This window comes from Sulfitobacter sp. PS-8MA (genome assembly GCF_040933935.1).
In the GTDB taxonomy this organism is placed as follows: Bacteria; Pseudomonadota; Alphaproteobacteria; order Rhodobacterales; family Rhodobacteraceae; genus Sulfitobacter.
On record NZ_JBFQYJ010000005.1, the window covers coordinates 49026 to 75571 of the forward strand.

General features: G+C 62.2%; 20 protein-coding genes. 4 read left to right on the top strand and 16 right to left on the bottom strand.

From position 1 onward, the window contains the following. Nucleotides 1-21: 21 nt before the first annotated feature. On the top strand, nucleotides 22-1650 hold the full coding sequence (locus AB4M76_RS03300) for an alkaline phosphatase family protein (protein WP_368440379.1): 1629 nt from the start codon (nucleotides 22-24) through the stop codon (nucleotides 1648-1650). Between the two features lie 51 nt (nucleotides 1651-1701). After that, nucleotides 1702-3468 carry a SulP family inorganic anion transporter gene (locus AB4M76_RS03305; RefSeq protein ID WP_368440380.1) on the top strand — a complete coding sequence of 589 codons (1767 nt, stop codon included), beginning with the start codon at nucleotides 1702-1704 and terminating at the stop codon, nucleotides 3466-3468. A 431-nt stretch (nucleotides 3469-3899) separates the two neighbouring features. On the opposite strand, the gene rnk is transcribed toward AB4M76_RS03305, so the two are convergent. Then, entirely contained in the window at nucleotides 3900-4334 is a 435-nt protein-coding gene (gene rnk, locus AB4M76_RS03310) for a nucleoside diphosphate kinase regulator (RefSeq protein ID WP_368440381.1), read from the bottom strand. Between the two features lie 63 nt (nucleotides 4335-4397). Next, the gene (locus tag AB4M76_RS03315; protein WP_368440382.1) at nucleotides 4398-4847 is read right to left on the bottom strand and encodes a hypothetical protein; all 450 of its coding nucleotides are present in this window, start codon (nucleotides 4845-4847) and stop codon (nucleotides 4398-4400) included. 340 nt (nucleotides 4848-5187) lie between these two features. Between AB4M76_RS03315 and AB4M76_RS03320 the strand changes: the two genes are divergently transcribed. Continuing rightward, nucleotides 5188-5475 carry a hypothetical protein gene (locus AB4M76_RS03320; protein WP_368440383.1) on the top strand — a complete coding sequence of 96 codons (288 nt, stop codon included), beginning with the start codon at nucleotides 5188-5190 and terminating at the stop codon, nucleotides 5473-5475. A 145-nt stretch (nucleotides 5476-5620) separates the two neighbouring features. Here AB4M76_RS03320 and AB4M76_RS03325 read toward each other — a convergent pair whose 3' ends face one another. The 10 genes from AB4M76_RS03325 to AB4M76_RS03370 all read right to left on the bottom strand — a co-directional run bounded on the left by AB4M76_RS03325 (nucleotide 5621) and on the right by AB4M76_RS03370 (nucleotide 18106). After that, the gene (locus AB4M76_RS03325) at nucleotides 5621-6199 is read right to left on the bottom strand and encodes a DUF1190 domain-containing protein (RefSeq protein WP_368440384.1); all 579 of its coding nucleotides are present in this window, start codon (nucleotides 6197-6199) and stop codon (nucleotides 5621-5623) included. Nucleotides 6200-6238: 39 nt separating this feature from the next. Beyond that, complete coding sequence (locus AB4M76_RS03330; RefSeq protein ID WP_368440385.1) at nucleotides 6239-7465, bottom strand: glutathionylspermidine synthase family protein; 1227 nt, start codon at nucleotides 7463-7465, stop codon at nucleotides 6239-6241. A gap of 120 nt (nucleotides 7466-7585) precedes the next feature. After that, nucleotides 7586-10690 (bottom strand): ABC transporter transmembrane domain-containing protein, encoded by a 3105-nt coding sequence (locus AB4M76_RS03335; protein ID WP_368440386.1) that lies wholly within the window; start codon nucleotides 10688-10690, stop codon nucleotides 7586-7588. 105 nt (nucleotides 10691-10795) lie between these two features. Beyond that, nucleotides 10796-11554, bottom strand: a complete 759-nt coding sequence (locus AB4M76_RS03340) for a polysaccharide deacetylase (RefSeq protein ID WP_368440387.1) — start codon at nucleotides 11552-11554, stop codon at nucleotides 10796-10798. Then, nucleotides 11551-12696, bottom strand: a complete 1146-nt coding sequence (locus tag AB4M76_RS03345) for a glycosyltransferase family protein (protein WP_368440388.1) — start codon at nucleotides 12694-12696, stop codon at nucleotides 11551-11553. Before AB4M76_RS03345 ends, AB4M76_RS03340 begins: the two co-directional genes overlap by 4 nt. Further along, nucleotides 12693-13277 (bottom strand): histidine phosphatase family protein, encoded by a 585-nt coding sequence (locus AB4M76_RS03350; protein ID WP_368440389.1) that lies wholly within the window; start codon nucleotides 13275-13277, stop codon nucleotides 12693-12695. The genes AB4M76_RS03345 and AB4M76_RS03350 overlap by 4 nt, the downstream gene beginning before the upstream one ends. Next, nucleotides 13277-14353 (bottom strand): glycosyltransferase family 4 protein, encoded by a 1077-nt coding sequence (locus AB4M76_RS03355; protein ID WP_368440390.1) that lies wholly within the window; start codon nucleotides 14351-14353, stop codon nucleotides 13277-13279. Before AB4M76_RS03355 ends, AB4M76_RS03350 begins: the two co-directional genes overlap by 1 nt. Next, nucleotides 14350-15594: a glycosyltransferase family 4 protein gene (locus AB4M76_RS03360; protein WP_368440391.1), complete on the bottom strand. Its 1245-nt coding sequence runs from the start codon at nucleotides 15592-15594 to the stop codon at nucleotides 14350-14352. Before AB4M76_RS03360 ends, AB4M76_RS03355 begins: the two co-directional genes overlap by 4 nt. Beyond that, nucleotides 15591-16814: a glycosyltransferase family protein gene (locus AB4M76_RS03365; protein WP_368440392.1), complete on the bottom strand. Its 1224-nt coding sequence runs from the start codon at nucleotides 16812-16814 to the stop codon at nucleotides 15591-15593. Before AB4M76_RS03365 ends, AB4M76_RS03360 begins: the two co-directional genes overlap by 4 nt. Nucleotides 16815-16825: 11 nt before the next feature. Further along, a complete protein-coding gene (locus AB4M76_RS03370) occupies nucleotides 16826-18106 on the bottom strand; it encodes a nucleotide sugar dehydrogenase (protein ID WP_368440393.1) in 1281 nt (426 codons plus the stop codon). A gap of 163 nt (nucleotides 18107-18269) precedes the next feature. On the opposite strand from AB4M76_RS03370, the gene AB4M76_RS03375 reads away from it, so the two are divergent. Further along, nucleotides 18270-20642: a mechanosensitive ion channel family protein gene (locus AB4M76_RS03375; RefSeq protein WP_368440394.1), complete on the top strand. Its 2373-nt coding sequence runs from the start codon at nucleotides 18270-18272 to the stop codon at nucleotides 20640-20642. A 6-nt stretch (nucleotides 20643-20648) separates the two neighbouring features. On the opposite strand, the gene AB4M76_RS03380 is transcribed toward AB4M76_RS03375, so the two are convergent. Genes AB4M76_RS03380 through AB4M76_RS03395 form a run of 4 tightly spaced genes read right to left on the bottom strand, consistent with a single transcriptional unit; the run spans nucleotide 20649 to nucleotide 26497 of the window. After that, nucleotides 20649-21803, bottom strand: a complete 1155-nt coding sequence (locus AB4M76_RS03380; RefSeq protein ID WP_368440395.1) for an ABC transporter permease — start codon at nucleotides 21801-21803, stop codon at nucleotides 20649-20651. After that, entirely contained in the window at nucleotides 21800-22828 is a 1029-nt protein-coding gene (locus tag AB4M76_RS03385; RefSeq protein WP_368440396.1) for an ABC transporter permease, read from the bottom strand. Before AB4M76_RS03385 ends, AB4M76_RS03380 begins: the two co-directional genes overlap by 4 nt. Further along, a complete protein-coding gene (locus AB4M76_RS03390; protein WP_368440397.1) occupies nucleotides 22825-24735 on the bottom strand; it encodes an ABC transporter substrate-binding protein in 1911 nt (636 codons plus the stop codon). Before AB4M76_RS03390 ends, AB4M76_RS03385 begins: the two co-directional genes overlap by 4 nt. Beyond that, complete coding sequence (locus AB4M76_RS03395; RefSeq protein WP_368440398.1) at nucleotides 24728-26497, bottom strand: dipeptide ABC transporter ATP-binding protein; 1770 nt, start codon at nucleotides 26495-26497, stop codon at nucleotides 24728-24730. The genes AB4M76_RS03390 and AB4M76_RS03395 overlap by 8 nt, the downstream gene beginning before the upstream one ends. Nucleotides 26498-26546: the final 49 nt, after the last annotated feature.

The following is a 26546-nucleotide window of genomic DNA, read 5'->3' on the forward strand; positions in this document are numbered from 1 at the left end:
TTCTCGACCTCGGAAGCCATCATGACCAAAAACGTGCTCTTCATCATGTGTGATCAACTGCGATGGGACTATCTGTCCTGCGCGGGCCATCCGGGGCTTGAGACGCCGCATATCGACGCGCTGGCCAAACGCGGTGTGCGGTTTGACCGGGCCTATGTGCAATCCACGATCTGCGGCCCGTCGCGCATGTCGTTCTATACGGGCCGCTATGTCAGCTCGCATGGCTCGACCTGGAACAACGTGCCTTTGAAAGTGGGCGAGATGACCCTGGGCGACCATCTGCGCCCGCTTGGCGTGCGGACAGCACTTTGTGGCAAGACCCATATGACCGCCGATGCGGAGGGCATGAAACGCCTTGGCCTGTCGCCCGACAGCACCATTGGCGCGCTGGTGTCGGAATGTGGGTTCGAGCCCTATGAGCGCGATGACGGCCTGCATCCAAACTCGTCTTACGGCAAGCGCAACAAAGCCTATGATGCCTATATGAAGGAACGCGGTTGGGAGGATGAAAACCCCTGGGACAGCGTCGCCAACAGCGGTGAGGACGAAGACGGGAACATCCTGAGCGGCTGGTTCCTCGACAATTCGGACGCCAAGGCCCGCGCCTCGGATGAGGAAAGCGAGACCCCCTATATCACCCGCCGCGCGATGGATTTCATCGAGGAGGCCGGCGACACGCCATGGTGTCTGCATCTGAGCTACATCAAGCCGCATTGGCCCTATATCGTCCCCGCGCCCTATCACGACATGTATCCGCCCGAGACGCATCAGCCCGTGTTGCGAAGCGAGGCCGAGAAGGAAGACCCGCATCCGGTCTTTGGCGCCTTCATGCAGGAACGCGTCTCCAAAGCCTTCACCAACGATGTGACCCGCACCAAGGTGATCGGCGCCTATATGGGGCTGATCAAACAGATCGACGATCAGATGGGCGAGCTGATGGCGTTTCTCGATGCCAAGGGGCTGACCGATGACACGATGATCGTCTTTACCTCGGATCACGGCGATTATCTCGGCGATCACTGGCTGGGCGAGAAGGAGCTCTTCCACGACCCTTCGGCGCGCATTCCACTGATCGTTGTCGACCCGAGTGAGGCGGCAGACGCCACCCGTGGCACCGTTTCCGATGCGCTGGTTGAGGCGATTGACGTGGTGCCGACCATTCTCGATTATTTCGGTGGCGATGCGGTGCCGCATATCATCGAAGGCAAATCCCTGCGCCCCTTGATGCAAGGCAAGCAGGAGCGGCTGCGCGATTTCGTCATCTCCGAATACGATTATTCCTTCCGCCAGGCGCGGCGCCGCTTGGGGGTGAGCGTGGCCGAGGCCAAGCTGACGATGCTCTTTGACGGGCGCTGGAAATACGTCTTTGCTGAGGGCTTTCGCCCGATGCTGTTTGACCTGCAGGCCGACCCGGATGAGTTCAACGATCTGGGCAATGACCCGCGTTACGCGGAAGAATGCGACCGTCTGCAAAGGCTCTTTTTCCAATGGGCCCGCCGCATCAGCCAGCGCACCACAATGTCCGACGCCGAGATCGAACGGCGCGGGCGTGATCTGAACGAAGCGCGCGCGGGGGTGCTTATCGGCTTCCCGACCGAGGCCGATCTTGAAGCCGCCTTTGAAGCGGCAGGGGCGAAACCGAAGGGTTAACCATTCCGCGCGCGGAGAGCAGAACCTCAGACGCAGGTTCGGGAGAAAGATATGCATCAGCGGCTGACCGCGTTGGTCTCGGCGCTTAGCCCGGCGCGCCCGTGGTTCAAACAGGTGGATCGCAGCACGGTCAGGGCGGATGCCGTGGCCGGTCTTTCCAATGCGGCGGTGGTTTTGCCGCAGGGGGTGGCCTTTGCCATCATCGCGGGCCTGCCGCCGGAATTCGGGCTGTTCACCGCGGTTGTCGTGTCCCTGATCGCCGGCATCTGGGGCTCGTCGATGATCATGGTCTCGGGGCCGACCACGGCGATTTCGGCGGTGGTCTTCGGCTCGATGTCGCAATTCGCGCTGCCGGGGTCTGACGATTACATCGCCATGGTGCTTTCCCTGACGCTGATGGTGGGGATGATCCAGATCATCGCCGGCGTCTTCAAGCTGGGCGGGCTGATCTCCTTTATCTCGCATTCGGTTCTGATCGGTTTCACCGCCGCCGCTGCCTTTCTGATCGCGGCCAGCCAATTGAACGGGGCGCTTGGGCTCGCCAAAGGCGCGGGGGGCGGTGTTTTCGAGCGGCTCTATCATGCTGCCGAGCATATCGGCGCGGTGAATGCCACCGCTCTGCTCATCTCGGGCGCGACGGTCCTGACCCTCGTGCTGCTGTCGCGCTTCAGCAAGAAGATGCCCTCCTATATCATTGCCTTGGCCGTGGGCACCGGGGTCGCCTGGCTGGTGGATGCGCCCGCGCAGGGGGTGGCGATGTTCGCGCCGCTCACCTCCATCCTGCCATCCTTTGGCGCACCGCAGATGTCGTTTGACATCGTGACAGAGCTTTTGCCCGTGGCCGCGACCGTGGCCTTTGTCGGTCTGCTCGAAGCGATCTCCATCGGCCGTTCCTTCGCCCTGCGCCGCGATGAGCCCTATGATTCCAGCCAAGAGATGGTGGGGCAGGGGCTGTCCAATGCGGTGGGGGCGTTCTTTCAGTGCTACGCGGGCTCCGGCTCCTTCACCCGGTCGGGCTTGAACGCGGATGCCGGGGCGCAGACCCCGCTTTCGACGATCTTTGCGGCGGGGTTTCTGGTGGTCCTGCTCTTCGTGCTCGCGCCCTATCTGGAGTTTGTCCCGGTCCCCGCCATGGCGGGGGTGATCCTTTTCGTATCGTACCGGCTCATCAATTTTCATGAGATCCGGCATATCCTGACCTCGAACAAGAGCGAGACAGCGATCCTGGCCGCGACCTTTCTGACCGGTGTCTTTACCGAGTTGGACCTCGCCATTGTCATCGGCGTCATCACCTCGCTCTGCGTCTTTCTGTACGACAGCGCCCATCCCATCGTCGCGGTCGGCTCGCCGACGGAGATCAACGGCAGGCGGGTGTTCAAGAATGCGGCGAATTACGGGCTGCCGGAATGTCCGCAGATCTCTGTCATCCGGGTCGATGGCCCCTTGTTCTTTGCCTCTGTCGAGAATGTGGAACAGCAGTTCAGGCAGAGCGAAGCGCGCAGCTCGATCCCCAAGACCAAACTCATGGGTTTGAAGGGCCTGTGGAAGATCGACCTATCGGGGGCGGGTCTTTTGCTCAAGGAGATCAGGCGCGCCCGCAGGGCAGGGGCCGATTTTCACATTTTCACCACCAATGCCCCGGCGCTGCGCATCATGCGCAAGCTGCATGTTTTCGACGAACTAGGCACGGACAACATGCATAACAACAAGGGCGAGGCGATTGCCGCTGCGGTGAAAGCCGCCGATGACGACATCTGCAAAGACTGTAAACTGCGGATCTTTATGGAATGTGCGTCAAAGCCGGGGCCTGACACATAGCGCGCGACGCCCCGGCGGCACCGGGTGGCGCCTGCCGAAAGGCGCCACCCCAGATCGGACCACTGCAGCCTATGCGGCCAGCCGCGACGGGCGCTGCGTGCGGCAGGCGGCACAGGTCAGCGCCGCCGCGCCCTGAAGCGGTATCGGGGCGTCGCACCGGCGACATCTGACCGATCTTATCGCCAGTGTTTGGGCGAACTGAAACCGGCAACTGGGGCAGCGCCCGGCGGCGGCGCGGGGGATCGTGGCGGCGCAGGAAGGGCAGCTATGGGGGAGGTGAAAGGACATGGCATGTCTCCGGCTTGGAATGGGGTTTGCCGAGGGGTCGGCGCGGATCATCCCGGGCGGTGCGCCATGCTGTTCACAGCAGGATATCACACCCCCCGGGCCGCGCATGGTTCTGGCGCGGCCTCAATTTAGCACCTCTCACGTCACGCCCCCTGGAGCGCTTCCTGCTCGGCCGGGAAGACCTTGAGGATCTTCAGTTCACGGCGCTGCCCGTCGCGGGTTTCCCAGTGGAACACAGCCTCTTCGGCCAAGCCGATCAGCGCAACGCCGATCGGGGTCATGACCGAGATACAATCGTTGGAAATATCCGCATCCTGCGGCAACACGAGCGTGATCGTGTGATCCTTTCCGGCCGTCTCGTCCCGGTATGTCACCCTGCGCCCGATATCGACGACATCAGGCCGCAGCCGCGCGGGGGTGACGATGCGCGCGCGCCCGAGTTCTTCGACGAGCTGTTCCGCCAAGTCCGGATTGCGGCGCATCATGCCTTCGGAAAGCGCCTCAAGTTCCGCCAGCCGCGTGCTGCTGAGAACGATCTTTGGACGGCGGGGTCTGCGGGCTTTGGTTGGGGTCGACATGGGGAAAACTCCTATGATCGGAAAAATCGGGTTGGGTGGGGGCGCTGCGCCGGGGCTGCCGGCTCAGGCGCCGCCCACGTCCAGCACAACGAGAGTGTCAATCCACCCATCTTCGCGCAGGAGCGGTACTCTTTGCAGCTTTTGCATGCCCAGCATCGTCGCCCCCAGAAAAGAGGTGACCGGGATGCTGCTCACGTCATCGCTTTGAACCATCGTCAGCAGCCCGCTGCGGGCCTTGCCGCCCGCCGTCATGTAAGACACGTAACGTCCGGCCACGACGAGGTTCTTTGGCGCCGGTTCCGGCGCGGGCCGGGCAAGCCGCAGCTTATGCCGCAGGAACCCTTCGATCAGGGTCGGGTTCGGGCATTCCGCCGTCAGCCCCAGGCTCAACAGGCGCTCGATCCCAATCCTGTCGGCCTGGGTCAGCTGAAAGCGGCCCCGGAGCGGCGGGGATTTGAAGGATGGCTGATATGCGCTGCCCGCAGGCAGATACATCGAATTGGTAATATACATGATCGTCCCCCGTGAAGGATCGCAGTCTCAATGAAAGGTTTGAGATGGCCCCGGGGGTTGAAGATACGCCTAAGCGTGCGCCACCCGGGGACGGGGGCGGTTCAGAAGCAGAAACCGGAAATGATTCTCATGCGTGACCATAGGGCAAGCCTAGCCTGTATCCCTGTACTGTCAATGCGCCACGGCCAGCGACAGCGGGACGCTCGGCGGTTTCATGCTCGGGCGCGGCGGCACTTTCTGCGCCGCGTGACGCGAGGTCATCCCGTGCGGCGCGGCGGGTTCTATCCTTAGATGCCCTTCTACGCAAAAGCAGTGTTTGCGACAAGATGAAGGTGCGCCCATGCAGGTTTGGAAAATTGCGATCACGTCCCCCACAGGCACCTTTGATGCCACGCTCAATATAGACGCGGCGCAATCGCCCCCTGTCGGGGAGATGCGCGCCAAGAACGGTGCCGGTCCGATGCTCAATCTGACGCTCGGGTCCGACAGCATTGAATGGGCCACCAAGATCGAACGCCCAATGCCGATGAAACTTGTGTTCAAGGGCCGCCACGAAGAGCAGACCATGTCGGGCACGGTCAAATTCGGTATTTTCGCATCGGGCACATTTACCGGAATGCGCGCATAGCCTGTGACGCGCAGGATTGTCGGGGGCCGGGTCATGAGGATCGTCGCGGCCCCCGATCCGCGCCCAACGCGCCGCTTTTGCATCGACCATGTGGTCTGGCGCCTGCCAGCTTAGGTCTCGGCCAGCGGGTCTGGCGCCAGATGGTCTAGCCGCCAAAACCCCGTGAGCCACCTGTCCGGCCAAACCCGCCGCGGGAGGCGGCGGTGGCGCGGGTCATTGGCGTTTTCCCCACCGTGCTGGCCGGGCGGGTGAACTGCGAAGTGCTGAGCTTTGCCGCGCCTTGGTTGGTGGAGAAACTGCTTGTCCGGGCGGCATTGGTGAAACGCCCATCCGAGGTTTTGTATAGCGGTTGCGCCGCCGACATGCCGGAACGCCCGCCCATCATATTGCCGATGAGATAGCCTGCCAGCAGCGGCATGAAGATCCCGCTTGAGCCGCCCTGCGTTGCCGCCTGTTCGGTGCTGCAGGCGTCCGGGCCGTGCTGCTCTTCGCAGACCTCAAGGCTGTCATAGCGCGGTGCGGCTTCGACATGCAGGGATTGCGCTTCGGCGAAAGCGGTCTTGCAGTCGGCTTCGCTGAAGATGCTGTTTTCCGAGGTTGCAGCCAAACAGCTTTGCAGATCAGGAAAGGCCGCCGCATCGACCTTTTCTTCCTCGCAGCCCGCGAGGGTAAAGGCGGCAGCGCCCAGGATGGCGATTGGAACATGTCTGGATCGTTTGGTCATATCTGGGCCTTTCGGCGATCTGGTACGAGGACGGTTGCGTTAGGGCTTTATGTAGTGCGGCTTGAAGCGGGACAAATCCTGCGTGATGCGCGAGCGGTCTTCGCGGATGCCGATCCCGGCGCAGGACTGGCCGACGATCCATGCGCCGATCACCGGGCGGAAGCCATCGAAACTGGGCAGCGGCGCATAGGCCTGGATGACGCGCGGGTGTTCGGCGTAGTCCGTGTTTTCCGATGTCTCTATGACCGTCCCGGCTTGGTGGATCGAAACCGATGCGCCTTCGCGCGATAGGATCGGCTTGCGTACATGCGCCTCTGCCAGCGTCGCGGCGTCGCGGTCAAAGGCGGCAGCGGCCCGCCCGGATGCCGCCCCGCGGCCGGCTAGCGCTTCGCCGATCTCCGCTTCGAAAAACGCGGGCAGCAGGTTCGGGTGGCCTTCGAACATCTGCCAGAGAACAGGCAAGAGCCCCTTGTTGGAGAGCAGCGCCTTCCAAGCCGGTTCGAGAAAGAGACAACCCGACCCCGCGATATGCGCGGCGTAATCGTCCCGCAGCAAATCCTCCCAAGGGTAGAGTTTGAACAGGACCGCAATGCGGCGGTCTTGGTCGTCAAGAAACTGCCCGTCCTCGCTGAGCGCGATCTTGTCGAGATCGCAGTAATGCGCCCCCAACCCCGCCTCGCGCGCCGCCCAGCCCATCGCCTCGACCGTGCCATAGTCTTCGGGGTTGTCCGCGACGGCGGTGAAATGCAGATCACTGTCGGGCTCGAAAACCTCGGCAAAGCGCGCGACCAGAGCTTCGTGGATGCCGTTGAACTGATCCGACCCCTGTGGCAGAACATCCGCCTTCAGCTGATCCTCCAACCACTGCCATTGAAAGGCCGCGCTTTCATAAAGCGATGTCGGCGTGTCAGCGTTGTATTCCAGCAGCTTTGCCGGCCCCTCGCCATCATAGGCGAAATCAAACCGCCCATAGATCTCCGGATCGTCGTCGCGCCAGCTTGCCGCCACGAGATCTCGGTGCGCATCGGGGATCGCCAGATGGTCCATCAACTCTTCGCTGGCGACAATCTCTGCCACTGCGGCGCGGCACATCGCGTGCAGTTCGGTCGCCGGGTCTTCGAGGTCATTCTCAATCTGCTCAAGGGTGAAAGCATAGGCCGAGGTTTCGTCCCAATAGGGTTCGCCGTGCATATCGGCAAAGGTGAAACCGACCTCCTGAGCATGGTCGCGCCAATCCGGGCGCTCTGGCAAATCGATCTTCTGCAAGTGTCCACTCCCCAGCCGTTTCGATTGCTTCTAGTCGGCTTTGCCCCGGACCGCTAGGGGCGCTCTGCTGGCGGCGCTGGACCCGCTCAATACCCGAGCCGATATCGCGGCAGGGGCGACCTATTCCTGCTCAAAGGTCCGCGCATCCAATTCGGTCAGATCGACCCCATGTTCGACCGCAAATAACCGGGTTTTTCGCAGCGTCTGTTCAGCACTCATAAGGTGGCCCGCAACAGACCGCAGCAAGCTGGTTGCCACGGCCACGTCGTTTTCGATCACCGCCAAGAGCTCCCGCCCGCCAATGCGCAGGAACTTACTGTCTTCGATCGCGACCAGATGCATGGTGCGGTTTTCGTTCATGATAACGGCAAGATCGCCGATCAACCGGCCGGGTTCAATCTTGGCGACAAGGATGTTCGATGTCCCGGTATCCGACAGATACATCCCGGCCAGACCCGACACACAGAGATAGGCGGCGTCGGCCTCTTGCTGGGCCCTGAAGATTACCTGCCCTGCCGGTGCTTCATACCATTGCGCGCTGAAGGCCAGAAGGCGCTGCTGCTTGCGGTCCAGGCCTTGGAAAAGGTCGGCCTCGGCGACCGTGCGGAGCTTGCGGTTCAAATCCCGGCGCGCATCCTCGTCTAATGTTTCGTCCTCTCGGGTTTCGCCATCGATGCGCCCATCCTCGATCTCGACGAAAAGATCGTAGTATTCGGGGTTGGAGAATTTCTTCTCGATGAAAATCTTCGTCGCATCTGGCAGCAGCTCACTGATCCGTTCGCGCATTCTGGAGCGCATGTCGCTATCATGATTGGCCATCGCGTTCTGCAGGATCAGGACGTCAGGCTTCTTGATCCCGGCCCGGCTGAAGGAAATACGCTCGCGGAACATCGACGGGAGATTCTCGCCGCCTTGGATGGTGGGCAGGTCAAAGATGCTTTGCGCAACCAACCCCCGCAGGCCATGCTCACCGAGCACTTCGACAACAATGTCTTCGACCTGCTTTTCCCGCGCGCCGGCGAGGCTTGAGATCCTGCCAAAAATGGCATTGCCCAGAACGGACATCACGGGGAAGTATTTTTGCGGGTCGATGGTTTCGAACAACCCGTCAAGTTCCGCCACCATCTGCGCCGCGTCGTTCCGTCGGATGGCGAGGATGCGCTCTCTGAATTGATCGCGGAAAGTGGGGCCAATCTGCTCTGCCGAGAATGCGAAAGGCATGGTCAGCAAGAGGGCAAAGTCCGCCGGGGGCAGCCCGGCATCGCCGACCTCGCGCCGTTTCGCCGCGATCTCGCCCAGCCGGAGATAGAGGTCCTCCGAGAGATTAAGACGCCGGAACAGCGGGTGGTTCAGATCCTCTTTGCCGAATGTCGCGGTCAGCCCTTCGATAACACCGGCGGACATCTGGGCCAATTCATCGACCAGCCCATGCGCGCGCAGGATGGTGATGAACTTTTCTTCCTGCGCCAAGGACTCCTGCGGGAGTTTGCGGGTGGGCAAGGCGTAAAGAAGGTTGGTGCCCAGCGGAGATACCGGGTTGAATTTGGTCGGGTCGAACCTGTGCACGATGTCGTTCAGCCCGGCTGCGGTGAGACGTTCGGCGATCACGGGACGCAGCCGAACGATCGCATCCGCCAGTGCCTGTTGCGTGTTAGGGTCCACGCAGAAGCTCAGGGCGCGCCGGACAATGAAGTCATCGATGCCCATCGCCTCGACCAGGCGAAACCACCAATCGCGGATCTCATCGGGACTTTGCAAACCGGCAAACCCCGGCGCGACCCATTCCGTGTCGAAAGGATCGGTGCTGTTGCCTGTGCGGGCGGCCTCGGCCTGCCAAAGCGCGATGTCATCGAGCAGGGCGTCGACGGCCACCGGCCTGTTTTTGAAGGGCATCAAGAGGTTTTCGCCAACGGTCCCCTGAAAGATATAGGGCGTTGAACTGGCATAGCCGATTTTATTGGCGATGACGGTCTGGTGCAGATCATTCAGCCGGTGCCCGGCGATCCGCACCTCACCGCGCGCGGGGAGCACCTCGCGGGTCAGCACATCCGCGAGCGCGAGCGCCGCGGTTTCATTCCCGGTCTTGATCGCAATCCGCGCGCCCCGAGGCAGGACAAGGTTGATGTCTTCGAGAACCGGAAAGCCGTTTTCGTTCAGCACCGTCACATCGCGCAGTTCGATATCGCCATCAAGTTGCGGGATCCTGTCGGGGGTGCCGTTGAACAACGTCTCATCGACGAGGGAGGGCTGGGTAAATTTCTCGGTCACGACCTCCCATCTGAGCGACATATCCTGAGTCTGATTGTAATAGGCCAGCACCTCTTTCCACGGCGAGGACAGGTCTTTGTAGGCGGCCAATGCCGCCACGAGCGCGCCGACGGTGATATCCCCGGTGATCGCCAGATAGCCGCCGACAGAATAGAAGAAAAACGGGGTCAATTGATTGATGAAGTTATTGAGAAACTTCATGAAATACTTTTTCTTGTAGAGTTTCAGGCGAATGCTGAACAAGACGCCCAGACGGGTGGAAAAGAGCGACATTCTGTGCCGTGCGCCGCCATTGCGCCGAATGTCACTGACCCCTGCTGCGGTTTCGCCGATCTCTGTGGCCAGTTTGCGCACTTCCTGAATGCGCGCCTTGTTCAGCAAGCTGACCTGACGCTGCAATTTTGGAATGATCCAGGCCTGCAAGGGGATCAGGGCAATGGATACCAGCCCGAACCAGACGCTTTGCGCAAAGAGGAACACCAGGATCGTGAGCATCTGGCCGAGCTGAAACACGGGCTGCGACAGCATATCGCCCATCAACCCCCCCATCGGCTCGGCCTCTGACGTGACCATGGAGACCAATTCGCCCTGGCTGGTCGCGCGGAAGAAAGGACGGGGAAACATCAGCATCCGCGACAAAAGCTGAAACCGGAACCGCCGCAGCAAACGCTCGGCCAGCACCCCTTTCATCGTATTGAGCCGCATTTTCAGCAAGCCATTCGCCAGGACCGCCAGAAGAAAGGCGAGGCATAGCACCATCAGAAATTCCACCTGGCTCAGCCTTAGCCCCAGAACATCGATATCCGCGCCGGTGCCGCCGATCGCATCGTTGATAATGCGCTTGGGCAATTCCAGAGAGACATAAAGCAAGGGGAAGGTCAGCAACGTGATGGCAAGCAACAGGAGCTGGTCTCGCTTCGAGTTTTTCCAGATGAACTGAAAGAGGCTCTTATCCATTAAGGCCATCCGTTATTCGAGGGTCAGAAATCTATACAGACTTTTCCGGCCCAAAGGCATGGCTGTTTCGCAAAGCGCCCGAAAAAAGGCGTTGGTTGCGAAAAGCTAAGGCAGGTCAAGTGGCTGGCGCAGCAAGTGACGAGCTTCGGCGCCGCCGTCGAGCAGTTCGGACAAGAACCCCCGCGCAAAGTCCCAGATCGCTGCGTCTTGGACCAGATGGTGGCTGAGAAACCCCAGAGGTTCGGTGCAATCCGCCCGCCCGCTGCGCCGGTCTTGCAAGAGCATGATGGTCTTGGCGATGATCGCCTCGGGGGGCATCAACCCACCGCCCGCGCGCCATGCGATCGGGTCGATATGCGTGTTGATCTGCACCAGCCCCGCGCAACGTCTGGCCTTGCGGGGCGTAAAGGTCGACAGGGCGCGATAGCCTTGCGCGGCAAGGCCCGATGTGACGCTCGGGTCAATCCGGTTCCAAGGCGGTACAAACATCGCCAGCATGTCACGGCCGAAAAGCTGGCGCATGTGCCGCAAGGCGGCCTCGGTTTTGGCAGCGGCGTCCGCGTCGGGGTGACCGAACTCGGCCCTTTTTGCCCCTTCGGGAGCGCGGTTTTCATGTGCCCAGCCATGGACGATCGGCACCATCAAAGGCGTGGCACCTGCGATTTCGGCAAGGTCGGGCGAGGCGGTTTTGGGGATCACCGCGATATGTACGGGCAGGTCCAGCTCCGCACTGAGCTTCAGCAACCTGTGCAGGGCGGGGGTGGGGGCGGTCGCATCGTCATCGCGCCACCAGAACGGCAAGGACAGCCCGTCGGCCCGGTGCCGCGCCAATTCGGCACGCAGGGGGGACCAATCGATGCTCATGCCCGCTGCGCCCGTAGCGCGGCAACAATGCGAACGGTCTCTCGTGCCCCGTCAAAACCGGAGAGTGCGGGCCCGCGGTCGGGCGCATGACGCAGGGCGCGGAGGGCGTTCAGAAGGGTCTCACCCGTGAGATCGGCGCTGCGCAGAACCTCGATCCCCGGCAGCCGCGCCAGCGCGGTCGCCCGAATGGTTTGCTCGACCTCGTCCCCCGCATCGAAAGGAATGAAAACGGATCTGCAACCCGCCTGCAATATGTCGATGGCCGTGTTGTATCCGCACATCGAAACGGAGGCCGCAGCGCGGTGGAGCAGCGCCCGGAAATCAGGCCGCGTCGCTTCGATGATGACATTGGCAGGGGCGTTTTCGCGCAGCTGTCTGAGACGGGCCTCTGGCTGCGCCCCACCGACCAACAAGCGCCACAGCCGCCCGTCGGCGCGGGCGGCGCGGGCGGCGCGCAGGGTGGCCTCAAAGATATGCGCCCCCACGTCGCCGCCCCCTGCGCTAACGATGATTTCACCTTCGCCCGCCCCTTGGCGGTAAGGGGCGGCGTCAGTTGGCGCCATAAAGCCGGTATAATGCAGCTTTGGCCTAAGCCCGTCAGACACCGGCCAAGAGGCGTCCAGCGGGGTGACATGTGGGTCGGCATGGACCAGAACCGCATCGTAATACCGCGCCAGCACGCCATGGGTTCTATCGGCCTTTGCCGGCGACGAGGGCGGCGCCAGAATGTCGCGCACCGAGGCGCAGATCAGCGGCGGCTCGGCCGTCTGATCTGCGGCCTGCAACAGGGCGGTGAACTCGCTCTGAAGGACGCGGCGCCCGAAGGGGTAGAGTTCGGTGATCAGGACATCGGGGCCTATTCTGTCGATCTGGTGCAAAAGCTGGGCCTTGCGCGCCTCTTGCGCCGCTTGGTCAACTGACGCGCCCTTCGCGTCCAGCAACCGGGTGAAATTCACACCATCCGAGCGCACCGGGGGGAGTTGCACGATCGGGACATCGCCGCGGTCCAGCACGGGCACCGGCATACCGCCGGACACGACCGTGGCCCGATGCCCGGCATCTTGAAACGCACGGGCAAGGATCAAGGCCCGCGCCAGATGGCCTGAGCCCAAAAGATGGGTGACAACGATCATGACCTTCATGCGCATCGCGCCACCAAACGCGTGAAACCGGGCTCCAGCCGCCAGCGGTCTGGTTCAATCTGCAGGATGTAGAGACGATTGCGCTTGATGTGGAACGGCGCCGGGCCGGTGAAAGCCCAGCCCGTTGCCTGCGCCATCAAGACACGCATCACTCCGATGTGGCAGACCGCAACGGTGTCTTCGGTCAGATCCCCGACCCAGCCGTTCAAACGGTTTCTCACCGCGATAAGGCTTTCGCCCCCCGGCGGGCAGAACTGCCAGCCCCAGTCTTCGATGTGACGATAGCCCGAAGCGCCGTCTGCGAAAAGGTCCTGGCCCCGGCGCCCCTCCCAGTTGCCGAAATCCATTTCGATCAGCGCCATCTCCGTCGCAGGCGGGCGGCCGCTGACGATCCGGGCGGTTTCCAAGGCGCGTGAAAGGGGGCTGGACCAGATCGGCGCATGGTCCCACGGGGCGGGCAGCTGCAATTGCCGCAACTGCGCCCGCGCGGGTTCGTCCAGCGGCAGATCTCTGCGCCCCTGTATCCGCCCCGCGCGGTTCCACGCGGTGTGGCCGTGGCGCAGGAGGGCCAGCCGGGGCATCAGTGCACACCGACGCTGGCAAGGCCGCGGCTGAGGGTTGCAACAGCGGCGGGCAGCAGGTGGTTCTCGGCGATATAATCGCGCGCGGCCTGTCCTTCACGGCGCCGTGCCTCGGGATCGCCCAGCAACTGCGCGAGGTCTTGGGCAAGCCCGGCGGCCCCGGCCTCGACCGGTGGGTATGACCCGGGCGACAATACCTCGCGCACCGCTGGCCGGTTCTGGGCCAGGATCGGCAGCCCGGCTGCCTGCGCCTCAAGGTACACAAGCCCAAAGGCTTCGTTCACGCCGGGCCAGAACAGCAGCCCCGCGCGGGCATAGGCCGCTGTGAGGTCTGAGGCGCCCAGATTCCCCAGAAACTTAACCTTCGCGCCAAAGGGGGCCATCAGCGCCATGACCGCATCCCGCGCCGGGCCATCGCCGGCAATCTCAAGCTGCCATCTGTCATGGGGCAGCAGCGCAAGGGTGTCGGCGATGATGCGGAAAGATGCCAGTTTGTCGCCATGGCGCATCATCCCGACGCTCAGGATCGGCGCATCCGGCGCAAAGGTCGCAGCAGGCAATGCGGTGGCGTTGAGAAAGGGCCGCAGGTGAAGCAGGCTCTGCGTCGAAACGGCATCTCTGCGCAGGGCGACTTCATCGCGGGTGGTGAGGTAGAAAATCACGTCAGCCTGATCGCAGGCCTGCTCGGCGGCGCGTGCATAGTGCGCCCATGGGCCGCGGAGCCGTTTGGCGGCACGGGTTGCTTCGATCAGCAGATAGGGGATGCCAAGGGCCTGTACCACCGCGCCGCCGATCAGGTCGGGGGCCTTGTAGTAGTTGTGATAGGTCACCCAGGCCCGCCAGCCCTCAGCATCTCCGCGCGCGATGAGGGCGGGCAGGGCGGCATCGGCTTGCGCCATGATCTCGCCTTGCCGCGCCGCATTTCCCTGCCCGTCACGACTGCGCAATTCACTGGCAAGGGTGACGGTATGGCCCGCCGTCTCCAACGCTTGGATCAGCGCACGCGCCATGGTGCGATCGCCCGAGGGCACCGGGTGATCAGGGGGTTTCATCGGGGCATAGAAGGCGAGGGTCATTCCGTTACCTGCCCGAGCATTGCACGCAAACGATGAAGGAGTCGCGTGATGCCGGGCGCCATGGTGAAATCCCGGGTCAAACGCCGATGTGCCGCATCGGCCAGACGGGGGCCGAGCGAGGGCGCTGCGGCGAAATCGGCAATCGTCTTTGCAAGCAGCTTGGGGTCATCGCTGCGGAGCAAACCCTCTTTGCCGTCTTCGATAAACTCCGGAATGGCAGAGACCGGCGTGCTCAGAATGGGCAGTTTCTGGCTCGCGGCCTCCATCAGCACATTCGGCAACCCGTCCCGATCCCCATCTTCCGCGACGCGCGCGGGAAGGACGAAGAGGTCATTGGTGCGCATCGCCGCGATCACCTCCGACTGGTCGCAAGCGCCGCGCCAGGTAATACGGTCTGCGATACCCCGTTCGACCGCGCGACTGCGCAGTTTGGCATCCAATGTGCCACCGCCGATATGGGTCCAATGCCACTCAAGACCATCGGGGAGCAGGGCAAGCGCATCGATAAGCCTGTCAAAACCCTTCTTCTCCACCAGCCGCCCGACGGACATGATCCTCAGCAGGCTGCCATCCGGGCGGCTCGCGCGATCGGGAGGGGGCGGGAAGCGGGACAGGTCCAATCCGTGATAGACAAGGCTCACCCGGGCCGGGCTGTCGGCCAGCCCTTGCAGATGCTTCGCGCCAAAACCGGTGCAGGTCGCGCCAAAGGCGGCGCCATGGTGATCTGGCGAGAGTTTTTCGCGCAGCTCCCATTCCGGTGAGGTCCAGATGTCCTTGGCATGGGCCGAAAAGGACCAGGGCAGCCCCCGCAAGATCGCCACATAGCGTGCAACGGATGCGGGCGTATGCAGAAAATGGACGTAGAGCCCGCCGATATCCTGCGGCATCTCATGCGCCATGACACAGGCCTGCCCCCACCGCCGCCGCCGGTTTGCGCTGTCATCGCGGGCGAGGTCGCGGGCATAGGCCGCGGCGGCGGCGTCGAATCCGGGCAGGGAGACGGCGGCCCCCATGGCACGGGCCACCCGGCGCGGCTCATCCCTGAGGTATTCCGGCAGATAGCGTACCGGCGCCTGCAATCTGGCGTGCAGCGCATGGGTCTTTTTGTCGGTGGGGTGGCGCAGGGACCAGATATCGAGATCAAGGCCCGCTTCCTCCAGCGCCACCAGTTCCTGCGCGATGAAGGTTTCCGAAAGACGGGGCCAGCCTTTCACGACGACGGCGAGGCGGGGGGTGGTCATCGCGGGCCCATTTGGGTCATCAGCGCATTGACCCGTGCGATCACGGTATCAAGCCCGCCCAGCAGATCATTCGCCCCGGCCTCTGAGGGTTTCTTCTGCTGCGGCAGATTGCGGATCGCATCGATCATCGCCCGGGTGGTCATGCCGTCCCGGGTTTCCTCCAGCATGCGGACCAGCCCCATTTCCTCGGCACGGCTGGCGCGCAGCCATTGCTCCAGACGCGGGGTCGTGCGCGGTACGATCACGGCGCGTTTGTCAAAGGAGAGCACCTCGCAAAACGTGTTGTAGCCGCCCATGCTGATCACGCCCTCCGCACCGACGAAAAGCGCTTCGATATGCCTGTCAAAGCCGGTGGCGGTGACCCGTCCGTTCAATTTGGCCACCCGCGCGTCAAAGCCTTCGCGCAGGTCGCCCGACAGGAAAGGCCCATAGACCAAGACCGCGTTCGGCGCCAAAGTCGGGTCTTGCTCATAGGCCGACAGGACAAGCGACACCATGGCCGCGCCATCGCCGCCGCCGCCCGGGGTGACGAGGATATAGGGGCTGTCGGGCACATCCGTCTCATTGGCAAGCGCGCGGCGCAGATATCCGGTCCAATGCATCCGCGCGCGGGCGTCATGGGACAGAGGCAAGCCCTGGGTCGGGTCATACATCTCGCGCAGCCCATAGACCCAGATCTCGTCATATAGGTCTTCGGCGGCGCGGGTGGCGCCCTTACGCTCCCATTCGCTGGCCAGTGATCTGGGCTCGTCCAGCACGTCACGCAAACCAAGCACGGTGCGGGTATGCCCGCGCTGGCGCAGCCCTTTCAATGTGCGGAGCAATTCGCCGCGAAACCCTGTCGGTTCCTTGTCCACCACCAGGAGATCCGGCTCATAGCGTTCGATCGCAGCCTGGATCAGCCCCGCGCGCAGGGAGGTCGTATCTTCGATGCCGGTGCCGAGCGACTGGCTGACATAGCTGCCATCGGAAAGTTTCGTCACCCCCGGCAGACGGATGTGATCGACGCGCTCGGGAAAGGTGAACCGCCCCGCGACCGGGGACCCGGTGAGGATGATCGCAGAGGTTTGCGGGTCGCTTTGGGTAAGTGCCGTGGCCAAGGTGCGCGACCGCCGCAGGTGGCCCAGTCCGAAAGTGTCATGGCTGTAGAACATGATCCGGCGCGGCGGCATGTCGTTACGGTGATCTTGGGCCGCTTCCTGCTCCGCGCGTTCGTCCATCTCAACCGCCTTTAAAGCCGCAAATCACTACCGGATTTTCCGAAAATACCCTTGATGTCAAACAATACCGCGCCCGATTTGCCCAGTTTGCGCAGGGCGTCGCTGCCCCGGTCGACAAATTCCCTATGCCCCACGGCCACGACCACGGCGTCATAGATGCCCATCGCGGGCTGCTCGACACCGTTAACGCTATGTTCAGAGCGTAACTTTTCCGCCCCGATCCAAGGGTCATGCACGTCGACGCTGACGGAATAGGCGGCAAGCTCAGACACGATATCCACGACCTTGGTATTGCGGGTGTCGGCGCAGTTTTCCTTAAAGGTGTAGCCCATCACCAAGACCCGGGCGCCGCGCACCGCGATGTCCCGGTTCAGCATCGACTTCACAAGCATCTGCGCCACATGCGCGCCCATCTGGTCGTTGATCCGCCGGCCGGCCAGGATAACCTGTGGGTGATAGCCCATCTGCTCGGCGCGGTATGTCAGGTAATAGGGGTCGACCCCGATGCAATGCCCGCCCACCAAGCCGGGGCGGAAGGGTAGAAAATTCCACTTGGTGCCCGCTGCCTCAAGCACTTCCAACGTATCAAGGCCGAGCCGGGAAAAGATCAGCGAAAACTCGTTCACCAAGGCGATGTTCAGATCACGTTGGGTGTTCTCGATGACCTTGGCCGCTTCCGCGGTCGCGATCGAAGAGGCGCGGTGGAGCCCGGCCTTGACCACCGGGGCATAGATCGCTTCGACACGCGCGAGGGTTTCGGCGTCCTGCGCGGCGATGATCTTGACGACATTCTCCATCGAATGTTCGGCATCGCCGGGGTTGACCCGTTCGGGGCTGTAGGCGAGCTTGATCTGACGCCCGGTCTCCAGCCCACTGCCCGCCGCGAGGGCAGGCCCGCAGATGTCTTCGGTGACACCGGGATAGACCGTGCTTTCCAAAATCACCAAGGCCCCGTCGGTCAGATGGGGGGCGATGGTGGCACAGGCCGTCAGGATCGGGCCTAGATCCGGCGCCTTGGCGTCGGTGATCGGGGTCGGGACGGCGATGATGAAAACATCGCAGTCTTTGAGATCAGAGGCGGTACAGCTATAGCGGGCGGCGCTTGCCGCAAGGGCGGCGTCCGAAACCTCGCCATTGGGATCACGGCCATTGCGCAACGCAGTGACGGTTGCGGTGCAGGTGTCAAAACCGGTGACGTCAAACCCGTTTCGAGCCAGCGCAAGCGCCAGCGGCAGCCCGACATAACCCAGGCCCAGAACAGCAATTCGGGTATCAGTAGCATGGCGGGGCAACGATATATCCTTGGGATTGTGTTGATCCGGGCCGCGTGCAGTCTATGACGGACAAATGGCGGTTTGCCGCGCCGGTTTCAGATAGATTGACCCCTTCAGAATTGCAATAGCGCGATTGCTGGCTTAGCCTCTTAGGGATCTGGGTTGATTTGATGGGGACCACATGCGCGCCATATTCCTCGTCAGCCTGTTCTGCCTCGCTTTGCTTTCGATCCTTCCGGGCGCTGGCCACTCGCAGGGCGTGGGCTCGCTGTTTCCCGGAACGAACCCTGTCGAAGCAACCGATCCCCCCGATCTTGACCCGGGCGGCGCTGCCGACAGCGGCGCGGTCGAGGGGGCGGCGCCCCTGCCAAACGACGGGTCCGATGCGCCAGCGGAAGGGACCGAAGGCGACGGAACCTCATCCATGTTGGGGCTGCAGGACCGCGTCGCGAAGTTTCGCAACGCCCTGGTGGAGCGGGTGCTGACCCTGCCGGTGGCCTTCAATGAAGTGCTCTACATTCTACGCGCCGCCAGCCCGGACGGAACCCTTTGGGCGTTCGGGAAAGCGCTGGTGTTGAGCCTGCTGATGTTGGGGGCCGGCGCTCTTGTCGAAAGAGAGGTCTACCGCAAACGCCTGATGAAGCGCCTGCTGACAAGACGTATCAGCGAGAACCCGGAAGGCTATTATGAGAAAATCCCCTTTCTCGCGCTGCGCTTTTTCGTGGGGCTGGGGGGCATTCTGGTCTCGATGGCGGTGGCCTATGTGCTGGGCGCTTCGATCTTTGGCCCGCTCGATGACACGGCGATGCAATTCACCGTCACGCTGATCAACATCGGCTATTTCGCATGTCGCGTCGTCGCCATTCTGTGGCGCATGATCCTGTCTCCCTTCCTCACGCAATACCGCATTCCGGCGCTGAACGATCGGGATGCCAAACGGTTGCACCGTTGGCTGTGGTTTCTGGCGTCCTGCGAAATCTGCGCAATCCTATTCGGATTCTGGATCGCAGAACTGGGTTTGAACTACGACGCCTATGCCTTTTTTGCCTCCGTCATGTCCGCCACGCTGGTGTTGCTGAACATCCTGCTGGTGCTGGTGAACCGCCGCGCCATCAGCCGGGCGCTGCGTCACGGCAAACCGCCTGAGGAGACGTCGATGACGGTGCGCTTCCTGTCACGTGCCTGGGCGCCCGCCGTCTTTATCTATGTCATCTTTGCATGGTTTGAACTGACGATTGACCTCGTTCTCGGCAATCCCAGTTCGGTCCCCTTGATCGCAGGCGCCTATGGCATCCTGATCACGATCATCGTCGTCTACGGGCTGATAAACTTCGCCATTGAACGCGGCTTTGCCACCTCCCGCAAGTTGCGACGGTTGAACGCCGAAATGCAGGAGACCAGCGCGCCGGATGCAGCGGCGGAGGCGCCCGCGGCCGATCCTCCGGCGGAGGGGGAGGAGAAAACCCCGGCCGAAGGCATGGTGCAGCAGCAATCCTTGAACACTTTTGAGGAACTTGCCCGCCGGGTGGCCGGCATATTGTCCTTTGTCGCCGGCACCTATGCCTTCTTTTATATCTGGGACAATGACGGCGCCGAGATGATCGAGCGCTTTGCCAATCAGCTCATGGATATCCTGGTGGTGATCTTCGTCGGCTATGTGATCTATCACGCGTTCCGCATCTGGATCGACAGCAAGATCAGGGAGGAAACCCCCGAGGATGACGAGGTGGAACCGGGCGACGAAGGCGGCGGCTCCGGCGCCAGCCGGCTTGCGACCTTGCTGCCGCTGTTTCGCAACTTCACGCTGATCCTCGTGGTGCTCACCATCTTGCTGATTGTTCTGATGGAGATCGGGGTGAATGTCGGCCCCCTCTTTGCCGGGGCCGGGATTATCGGCATTGCCATCGGCTTCGGCAGTCAGGCGCTGGTGCGGGATGTGTTTGCCGGGGCGTTTTTCTTGTTCGATGACGCATTCAGAAAGGGCGAGTATCTGGATGTCGGCAATGTCAAAGGCACGGTCGAGAAGATTTCGGTGCGCTCGTTCCAGCTGCGCCACCATCTGGGCGCATTGCACACCATCCCCTTTGGTGAATTGCAGGTGATCACCAATTATTCCCGCGATTGGGTGATGATGAAACTGCCGTTGCGGGTGACCTATGACACCGATGTCGAACAGGTCCGCAAGTTGATCAAGAAACTGGGGCAGGACCTGCTCAGCGATCCGGAAATCGGGGATGCCTTCATCCTGCCGTTGAAATCCCAAGGCGTCATTGAGATGCAGGACAGCGCGATGATCATCCGGGTCAAGTTCATGACCAAACCGGGGGACCAGTGGTTGGTGCGCAAGAAGGTCTATCAGGAAATCCGCAACCTGTTCGAGCGCGAGGGCATCAAATTTGCCCATCGCGAGGTGACGGTGCGGCTGGCCGATGCCCAGGCGGAGGATCTTACCGACGCGCAAAAGCAAAAAATCGCGGCTGCGGCCCATGCCTCGCTTGAGGAAGACATGCTGGACCGCGACGATGAGGGCGACAACGGCGGCGATGACCGCTGAGCCGGGTCAATGTTCGTAAGGGTCCAGAGAGGCGCGTAGCCCGTCGCCCAGAAAGTTGAACGCCAAAACCACCACGATGATCGGCAGCATCGGAATGGCCGTCCACCAGTAGATCTCGATGCTGGCGAGGTTTTGAGCGTCATTCAACATGACGCCCCAGCTGACCGCCGGGGCGCGCAGACCCAAGCCAAGATAGCTCAGCGCCGTTTCCCCGAGGATCATGGCCGGGATCGAGAGGGTCGCGCTGGCAATCAGGTGGGACATGAAATTCGGCAGCAGATGACGGCGAATGACACGCCCCGGTTTGGCGCCCATCATTTCGGCGGCCTTGATATATTCCTCTTCGCGCAGGGACAGGAATTTGGCGCGCACGGACCGCGCGAGGCCGGGCCAGTCCAGAATGCCGAGAATGATCGAGATGATAAAGAAAACCGCCACCGGCCCCCAGCTCGACGGCACCGCCGCCGAGAGCGCGAGCCAAAGCGGCAATTCGGGCAGGCTGCGCAGAATTTCAATGAGGCGGTTAAGAACCCAGTCGATCTTGCCCCCGAAATAGCCCGCCATCGCCCCGAATGTAATGCCGAGCGCGAATGACACGGAGATGCCGATCAACCCCACCGTCAAAGACAGTTGCGCGCCGTATAGGATACGGCTGAACACATCGCGGCCGAGACGATCGGAGCCCCATAGGAATAGGCTCGCGCCCTCGGGAGGGCAGAACAGATGGGTGTTCGACGGGATCAATCCAAAGAGCTTGTAACTCTGCCCCTCGCAGAAGAACCCCAACCGCAGGGGTTGGGTCTTATCCTCGGTATAGGTCCAGCGATAATTCGTCAGATCGGCCTCAGCCGTGATCGGATAGACAAACGGGCCGATAAAGGCGCCTTCGTGCCACAGGTTGATGCTTTGCGGCGGGGCATAGAGATAATCGGGATTGCGTTCATTGGGCGTATAGGGCGCGATGAAACCGGCGATGGGCAGGATCAGGTAAGCGCAGAGCAGAAAGATGCCGGACAGAAGCGCCAGCCTATGGCGGCGAAAATTGCGCCAGATCAACAGCCAGGCGGGCGCGTCCAGCTCTCTGCGTTCGGGGGCCGAAACATCCGGGGTATCGACCCAGGGCTCGGTGTCCACAAATCGGTTGGTCGGCTGGGTGCTCATGTGCCGCGCCCGCCATAGCGGATACGCGGGTCCAGCAAGACCAGCAGCATGTCGGAAATCATCGTGCCGATCAGCGTCAGCAGCGCCACGAACATCAGCACGAACCCCGCCAGAAACTGATCCTGCGACTTCAGCGCCGTCAGCAGATAGGGCCCGATCGTCTGCAGGCCGAGCACCACAGAAACCAAGACCGAACCCGAAACCATGGCGGGCAAAAGGTTCCCGATATCGGCGACAAAGGGGTTAAACGCCACCCGCAGCGGGTATTTCACCAGCAGACGCGTCGGCGTCATCCCCTTGGCCTTGGCGGTTTCGACATAGGGTTTGCTCAACTCGTCCAGCATATTGGCGCGCAGCCGTTGCATCATCGCCGCCGCCCCCGAGGTGCCGATGACGAAGGTTGGCACGATCATATGTAGAAGGATCGATTTGACCTTGGGCCATGACATCGGGGCACCCTCGAACGCCGGGTCCATCAACCCGCCAATCGGCAGATTGAGGTATCTATGCCCGTAGTAGAACAAGATCAGCGCCAAGAGGAAATTCGGCGTGGCGAGACCGAGATAGCCGACAAAACCCGCCGTATAATCGGCCCATGTCTCAGCCTTGGCAGCCGCGAGGACGCCGAGCGGCAGGGCCACGGCATAGACGAAAAGCACGGCGGCGAGATTGACCAAGACCGTCAGCCACAGGGCCTCCCCCACGATCTCGCCCACGGGGCGGTCAAATTCGAAGGACCAGCCGAAATCGCCCTGGATAAGGCCGGAAAACCCCTGTGGGCCGGGGGCAAAGCCGACCCAGATCAGATATTGCTCCCATAGCGGGCGGTCGAGCGCATATTCGGCCCGCAGGAATTCAGCCTTTGCAACGCCTTCCGCCTGACCGGTGGCGCGCAGTTCCGCGATCTGGTTGGACAGGTAATCGCCGGGCGGCAGATTGATAATCACAAAGATCAGGACCGAGACGACCAGCAGCGTGAGCAACATCGTGAAAAAGCGGTAGATTGCATAGCGGAGGAACATCATTGCGCCACCTCCTGATCCGGGTCCGCGAAGTAAAACTCGTCAATGCGGTGGACCCCGAAATGCGCGCCCGGTTCATAGGCCCAAAGCCCCTGTTCAGGGACGTTGCGCAGCCTTTTCGACACGACCACCGGCTGGGGCGCTTCGGAAAGAATGCCGATGGCATAGACCTGCTGCGCGTGAATGCGCAGCATCTCGCGCCAGAGGCGCGCGCGCATCGCATCGTCTTTGGCGTGGTTCCAACGCTCCGCCAAGGCCAGCAGCCGGTTCGGTGCCGCGCCCTGCGGTTTTTCCCCCAACTCGCCTTTGGATTGGTAATACTGCCCCCACATCGGCCAGGCAAAGAACTCCTGATTGGTGGGGGCGAGATACATCGGAGAGGTGCGGGCTGTGGGCACCCCATTGTCCCAGCCGAACCAGACAGCCGCCATGCTGAGCCCCGCGTATACCCGGTTGCGCAGGATATCGCGGTCGAGCGGACGCATCACCAGCTTGATGCCCAATTCACGCCAAGTATCGCTCAGGATGGCGAGCGCGTTTTCGACCTCCTGCCGCTCGCCTGCGGTTTCAACGACGAATTCCATCGGGCGGCCATCAGGCAGTTTGCGGATACCGGCCTGCGTGCGCGCGGTCAGGCCGATCTCATCCAGCAAGGCGTTTGCTTTGGCCGGGGAATATTCTGCATAGGCATGCAAATTCTCGGGGTCATGCAGGGGGCTTTGCGACAGGGCCGTCATCCCCCCTTCCTTGGCCAGCCCGAAATAAAGCGCGCGGTTGATCATATGCCGGTCCACACCATGGCTCAGCGCACGGCGAAACCGCACATCGCGCAGGACCTCTCGCCAGACCGGGTCGGCAAAGTTCAGGTTGGGATAGATCGCGATCTGACTTGCCGCCCCGTTTTCCCACAGCAGCGTGCGATAATCGCCGCCATCCGCCTCGCCCTTTTTCAGGATCGAGATATCGGGGAAATCGAGGCCGCGGGCCTGAAGGTCCGCCTCGCCCGCATTCGCCTTTGCCGCGATAAGACCGCCGGTCGTGATCGTCATTTCGACCCTGTCGATATAGGGCAGTTGCACCCCCCGGGCGTCGACCCGGTGATAATATGGATTGCGGACAAACATCTGCCGGGACGTGCCGGGGGCTGTGGCATTGACCCAAGGCTGCAAGGTCGGTTGCTCCGGATTGTCGAATTTGGCCATATTGTCGCGTTTGTTATGTAATGCAGCCCAGCTTTTGACTCGCGCCTTTGCAATCGCGGCCTGCAGCGCGCCGGGGGCGGTAAACTCCTGATGGAACTGCTTGAGATAATGGGCGGGTCGGTAGATGAACGGCGGGCTTGCCTGCGCCAAGAGGGGCAGGAAATTCGGGTTTGCGGCGGGCCATTCGAAGATCACGGTATGGGCATCGGGAAAATCGACCCTGCCCAAGACCCCATCCACATACATGAAATCCGGCGGGCCGGAGGGCGTGATGTCCGGGTCCTGCGCCACGTTCTCCCACCAATACCGAAAATCCTCCGCGGTGAAGGGCGCCCCGTCCGACCAGCGGTGACCGGGGCGCAGATGCAGGGTGAACCTGCGGTTCTCTGCCACGTCAACAGCGCGGAGGATATCGGGGATAAGCGTGTAATCAGCCCTATAGCCAACCAGCCGGGCATAGCCGTAAGCCGACATCAGCCGCACATCCTTGGACCGCGTGCCCAATGTGCGCAGGGTGCCTCCTTGCCTGCCATAGCTGCGGCCCTTGGCCACCAGATCAACGATCAGGGGCACATCCGGCAGGCGCTCGGCAATCGGGGGGAGGGTGCCGTCTGTCACCTCCGCCACCCAAAAGGCCGTTTCCTGCACTGTCGGCATGGCCCAGACCGGTGTGGCCAGACACAAGAGGAGGGCGGCCAGCCTAGACATGACAACGCACCAGATGCCCGGCGCCGATGTCTTGCAACGCCGGGGCAACCCCGCCGTCGATGCGAAACATCTCTGGCCAGGTGGCGGGCGCACCGGCGCCTTTGGCGACCAGTTCAAGATCGATCGGTCGGGAAATATCCGGTTCCGGCTGGGCCGCGATCAGCGCCTTGGTATAGGGATGGCGCGGGTCGTAAAACAGTGTCTCGGGGGGGGCCTGTTCGACAATAACCCCGGCCCGCATCACCATAACCTCATCGGCAATGCGGGCCACGACAGCCAGATCATGGCTGATGAAGAGATAACTCAAGGAAGCGCGATCCCGAATATCTTCAAGCAACATCAGGATCTGCTCCTGCACAGAGACATCCAAGGCGGAGGTCGGCTCGTCACAGATCAGGAGTTTCGGGTCCAGCGTCAGGGCGCGGGCAATCGAAAGACGCTGGCGCTGGCCGCCTGAAAACGCATGCGGGTAGCGGGTCATCATATCGGGGTTGAGACCGACGAGGTTCAGCATCGCGGCGGCCTTGTCGCGGCGGTCAGCGCGCGAGCCGATGCCGTGGATCTCAAGAGGTTCGGTCAATGCCGCCCCGATCCGCATCCGCGGAGACAGCGAGGAATAAGGGTCTTGGAAAACCATCTGCGCCTGGCGCTGAAAGGCGCTGCGTTGCGCCGCGGACATGCTGTGAACGGGCAGCGGCGGCGCCTCCGGCTCCGGGTAGAACAGCACCTCGCCCCCGGGATCAGGCGTCACGGCGCCAAGCGCCATCTGCGCACAGGTGGTCTTGCCCGAGCCGCTTTCCCCGACCACCGCCAGCGTCTTGCCTCTGACCACTTCCAGATTGACATCCTTGCAGGCGGTCACTGTCGTGGGTTTGCGCCAGCCCCCGGCGCGCAGGGCGAAGGTCTTGGTCACGTCACGCATTTTGAGGATCACATCCTGATGCGCGACCGCCCGGGCCGGGGCGGCGACCTCGGGGATCATTGTCGCGGCGGCAAAGAGCTTGCGGGTGTAGCCATGTTCAGGATGGCCCAGAACCTCTGGCGCGCTGCCGCTTTCCATGACCCGGCCCCCGCTCATGACGACGACCTGCTGGGCCATATTCGCCACGACGCCCAGATCATGGGTCACAAGGATCACCGCCATGCCGGTTTCCGATTGCAATGTCTTAATCAGCCCCAGCACCTGCGCCTGTGTCGTCACATCCAGCGCGGTCGTGGGTTCGTCAGCAATCAGCAGTTCAGGTTTGGCCACCATCGCCATGGCGATCATCGCGCGCTGTCGCATCCCGCCGGAGAGCTCGAAGGGATAGCTGCGCCAGACTCGCTCGGGCGCGGAGAAACCGACCCGCTCGAATTTTTGAAGCACCGCCCGCTTTGCCTCTGATCGGCTCATCGCGCGGTGCAACCGCAGCACTTCGGCCACCTGATTGCCGAGCCGATGCAAGGGCGAGAGCGAGCGCATCGGTTCCTGAAAGATCATCGAGATCCGGTCGCCCCTGATCTGGCGCATCGTCGCTTCGCGCAGGCCCAGCATATCCACCGGGGCGTTACCGCCCGCCAAGATGATCCTGCCGCTGCGGATCTGAGCCGCCTGCGGGAGGATACGCAGCACACTCCGGCAGGTCAGGGTCTTGCCAGAACCGCTTTCACCGACCAAGGCGAGCGTTTCACCGGCCTGTATGGAAAAGCTGACATTGCGCACCACCGGGTCGGCCTTGCCAAAGCCGATTGTCAGCCCGTCAACTTCCAACAGAGGTGCCATTGGTGCCCCAATCCATTCCCGCGCGCGCAGGGTCTGCCGAAGAGTGAAG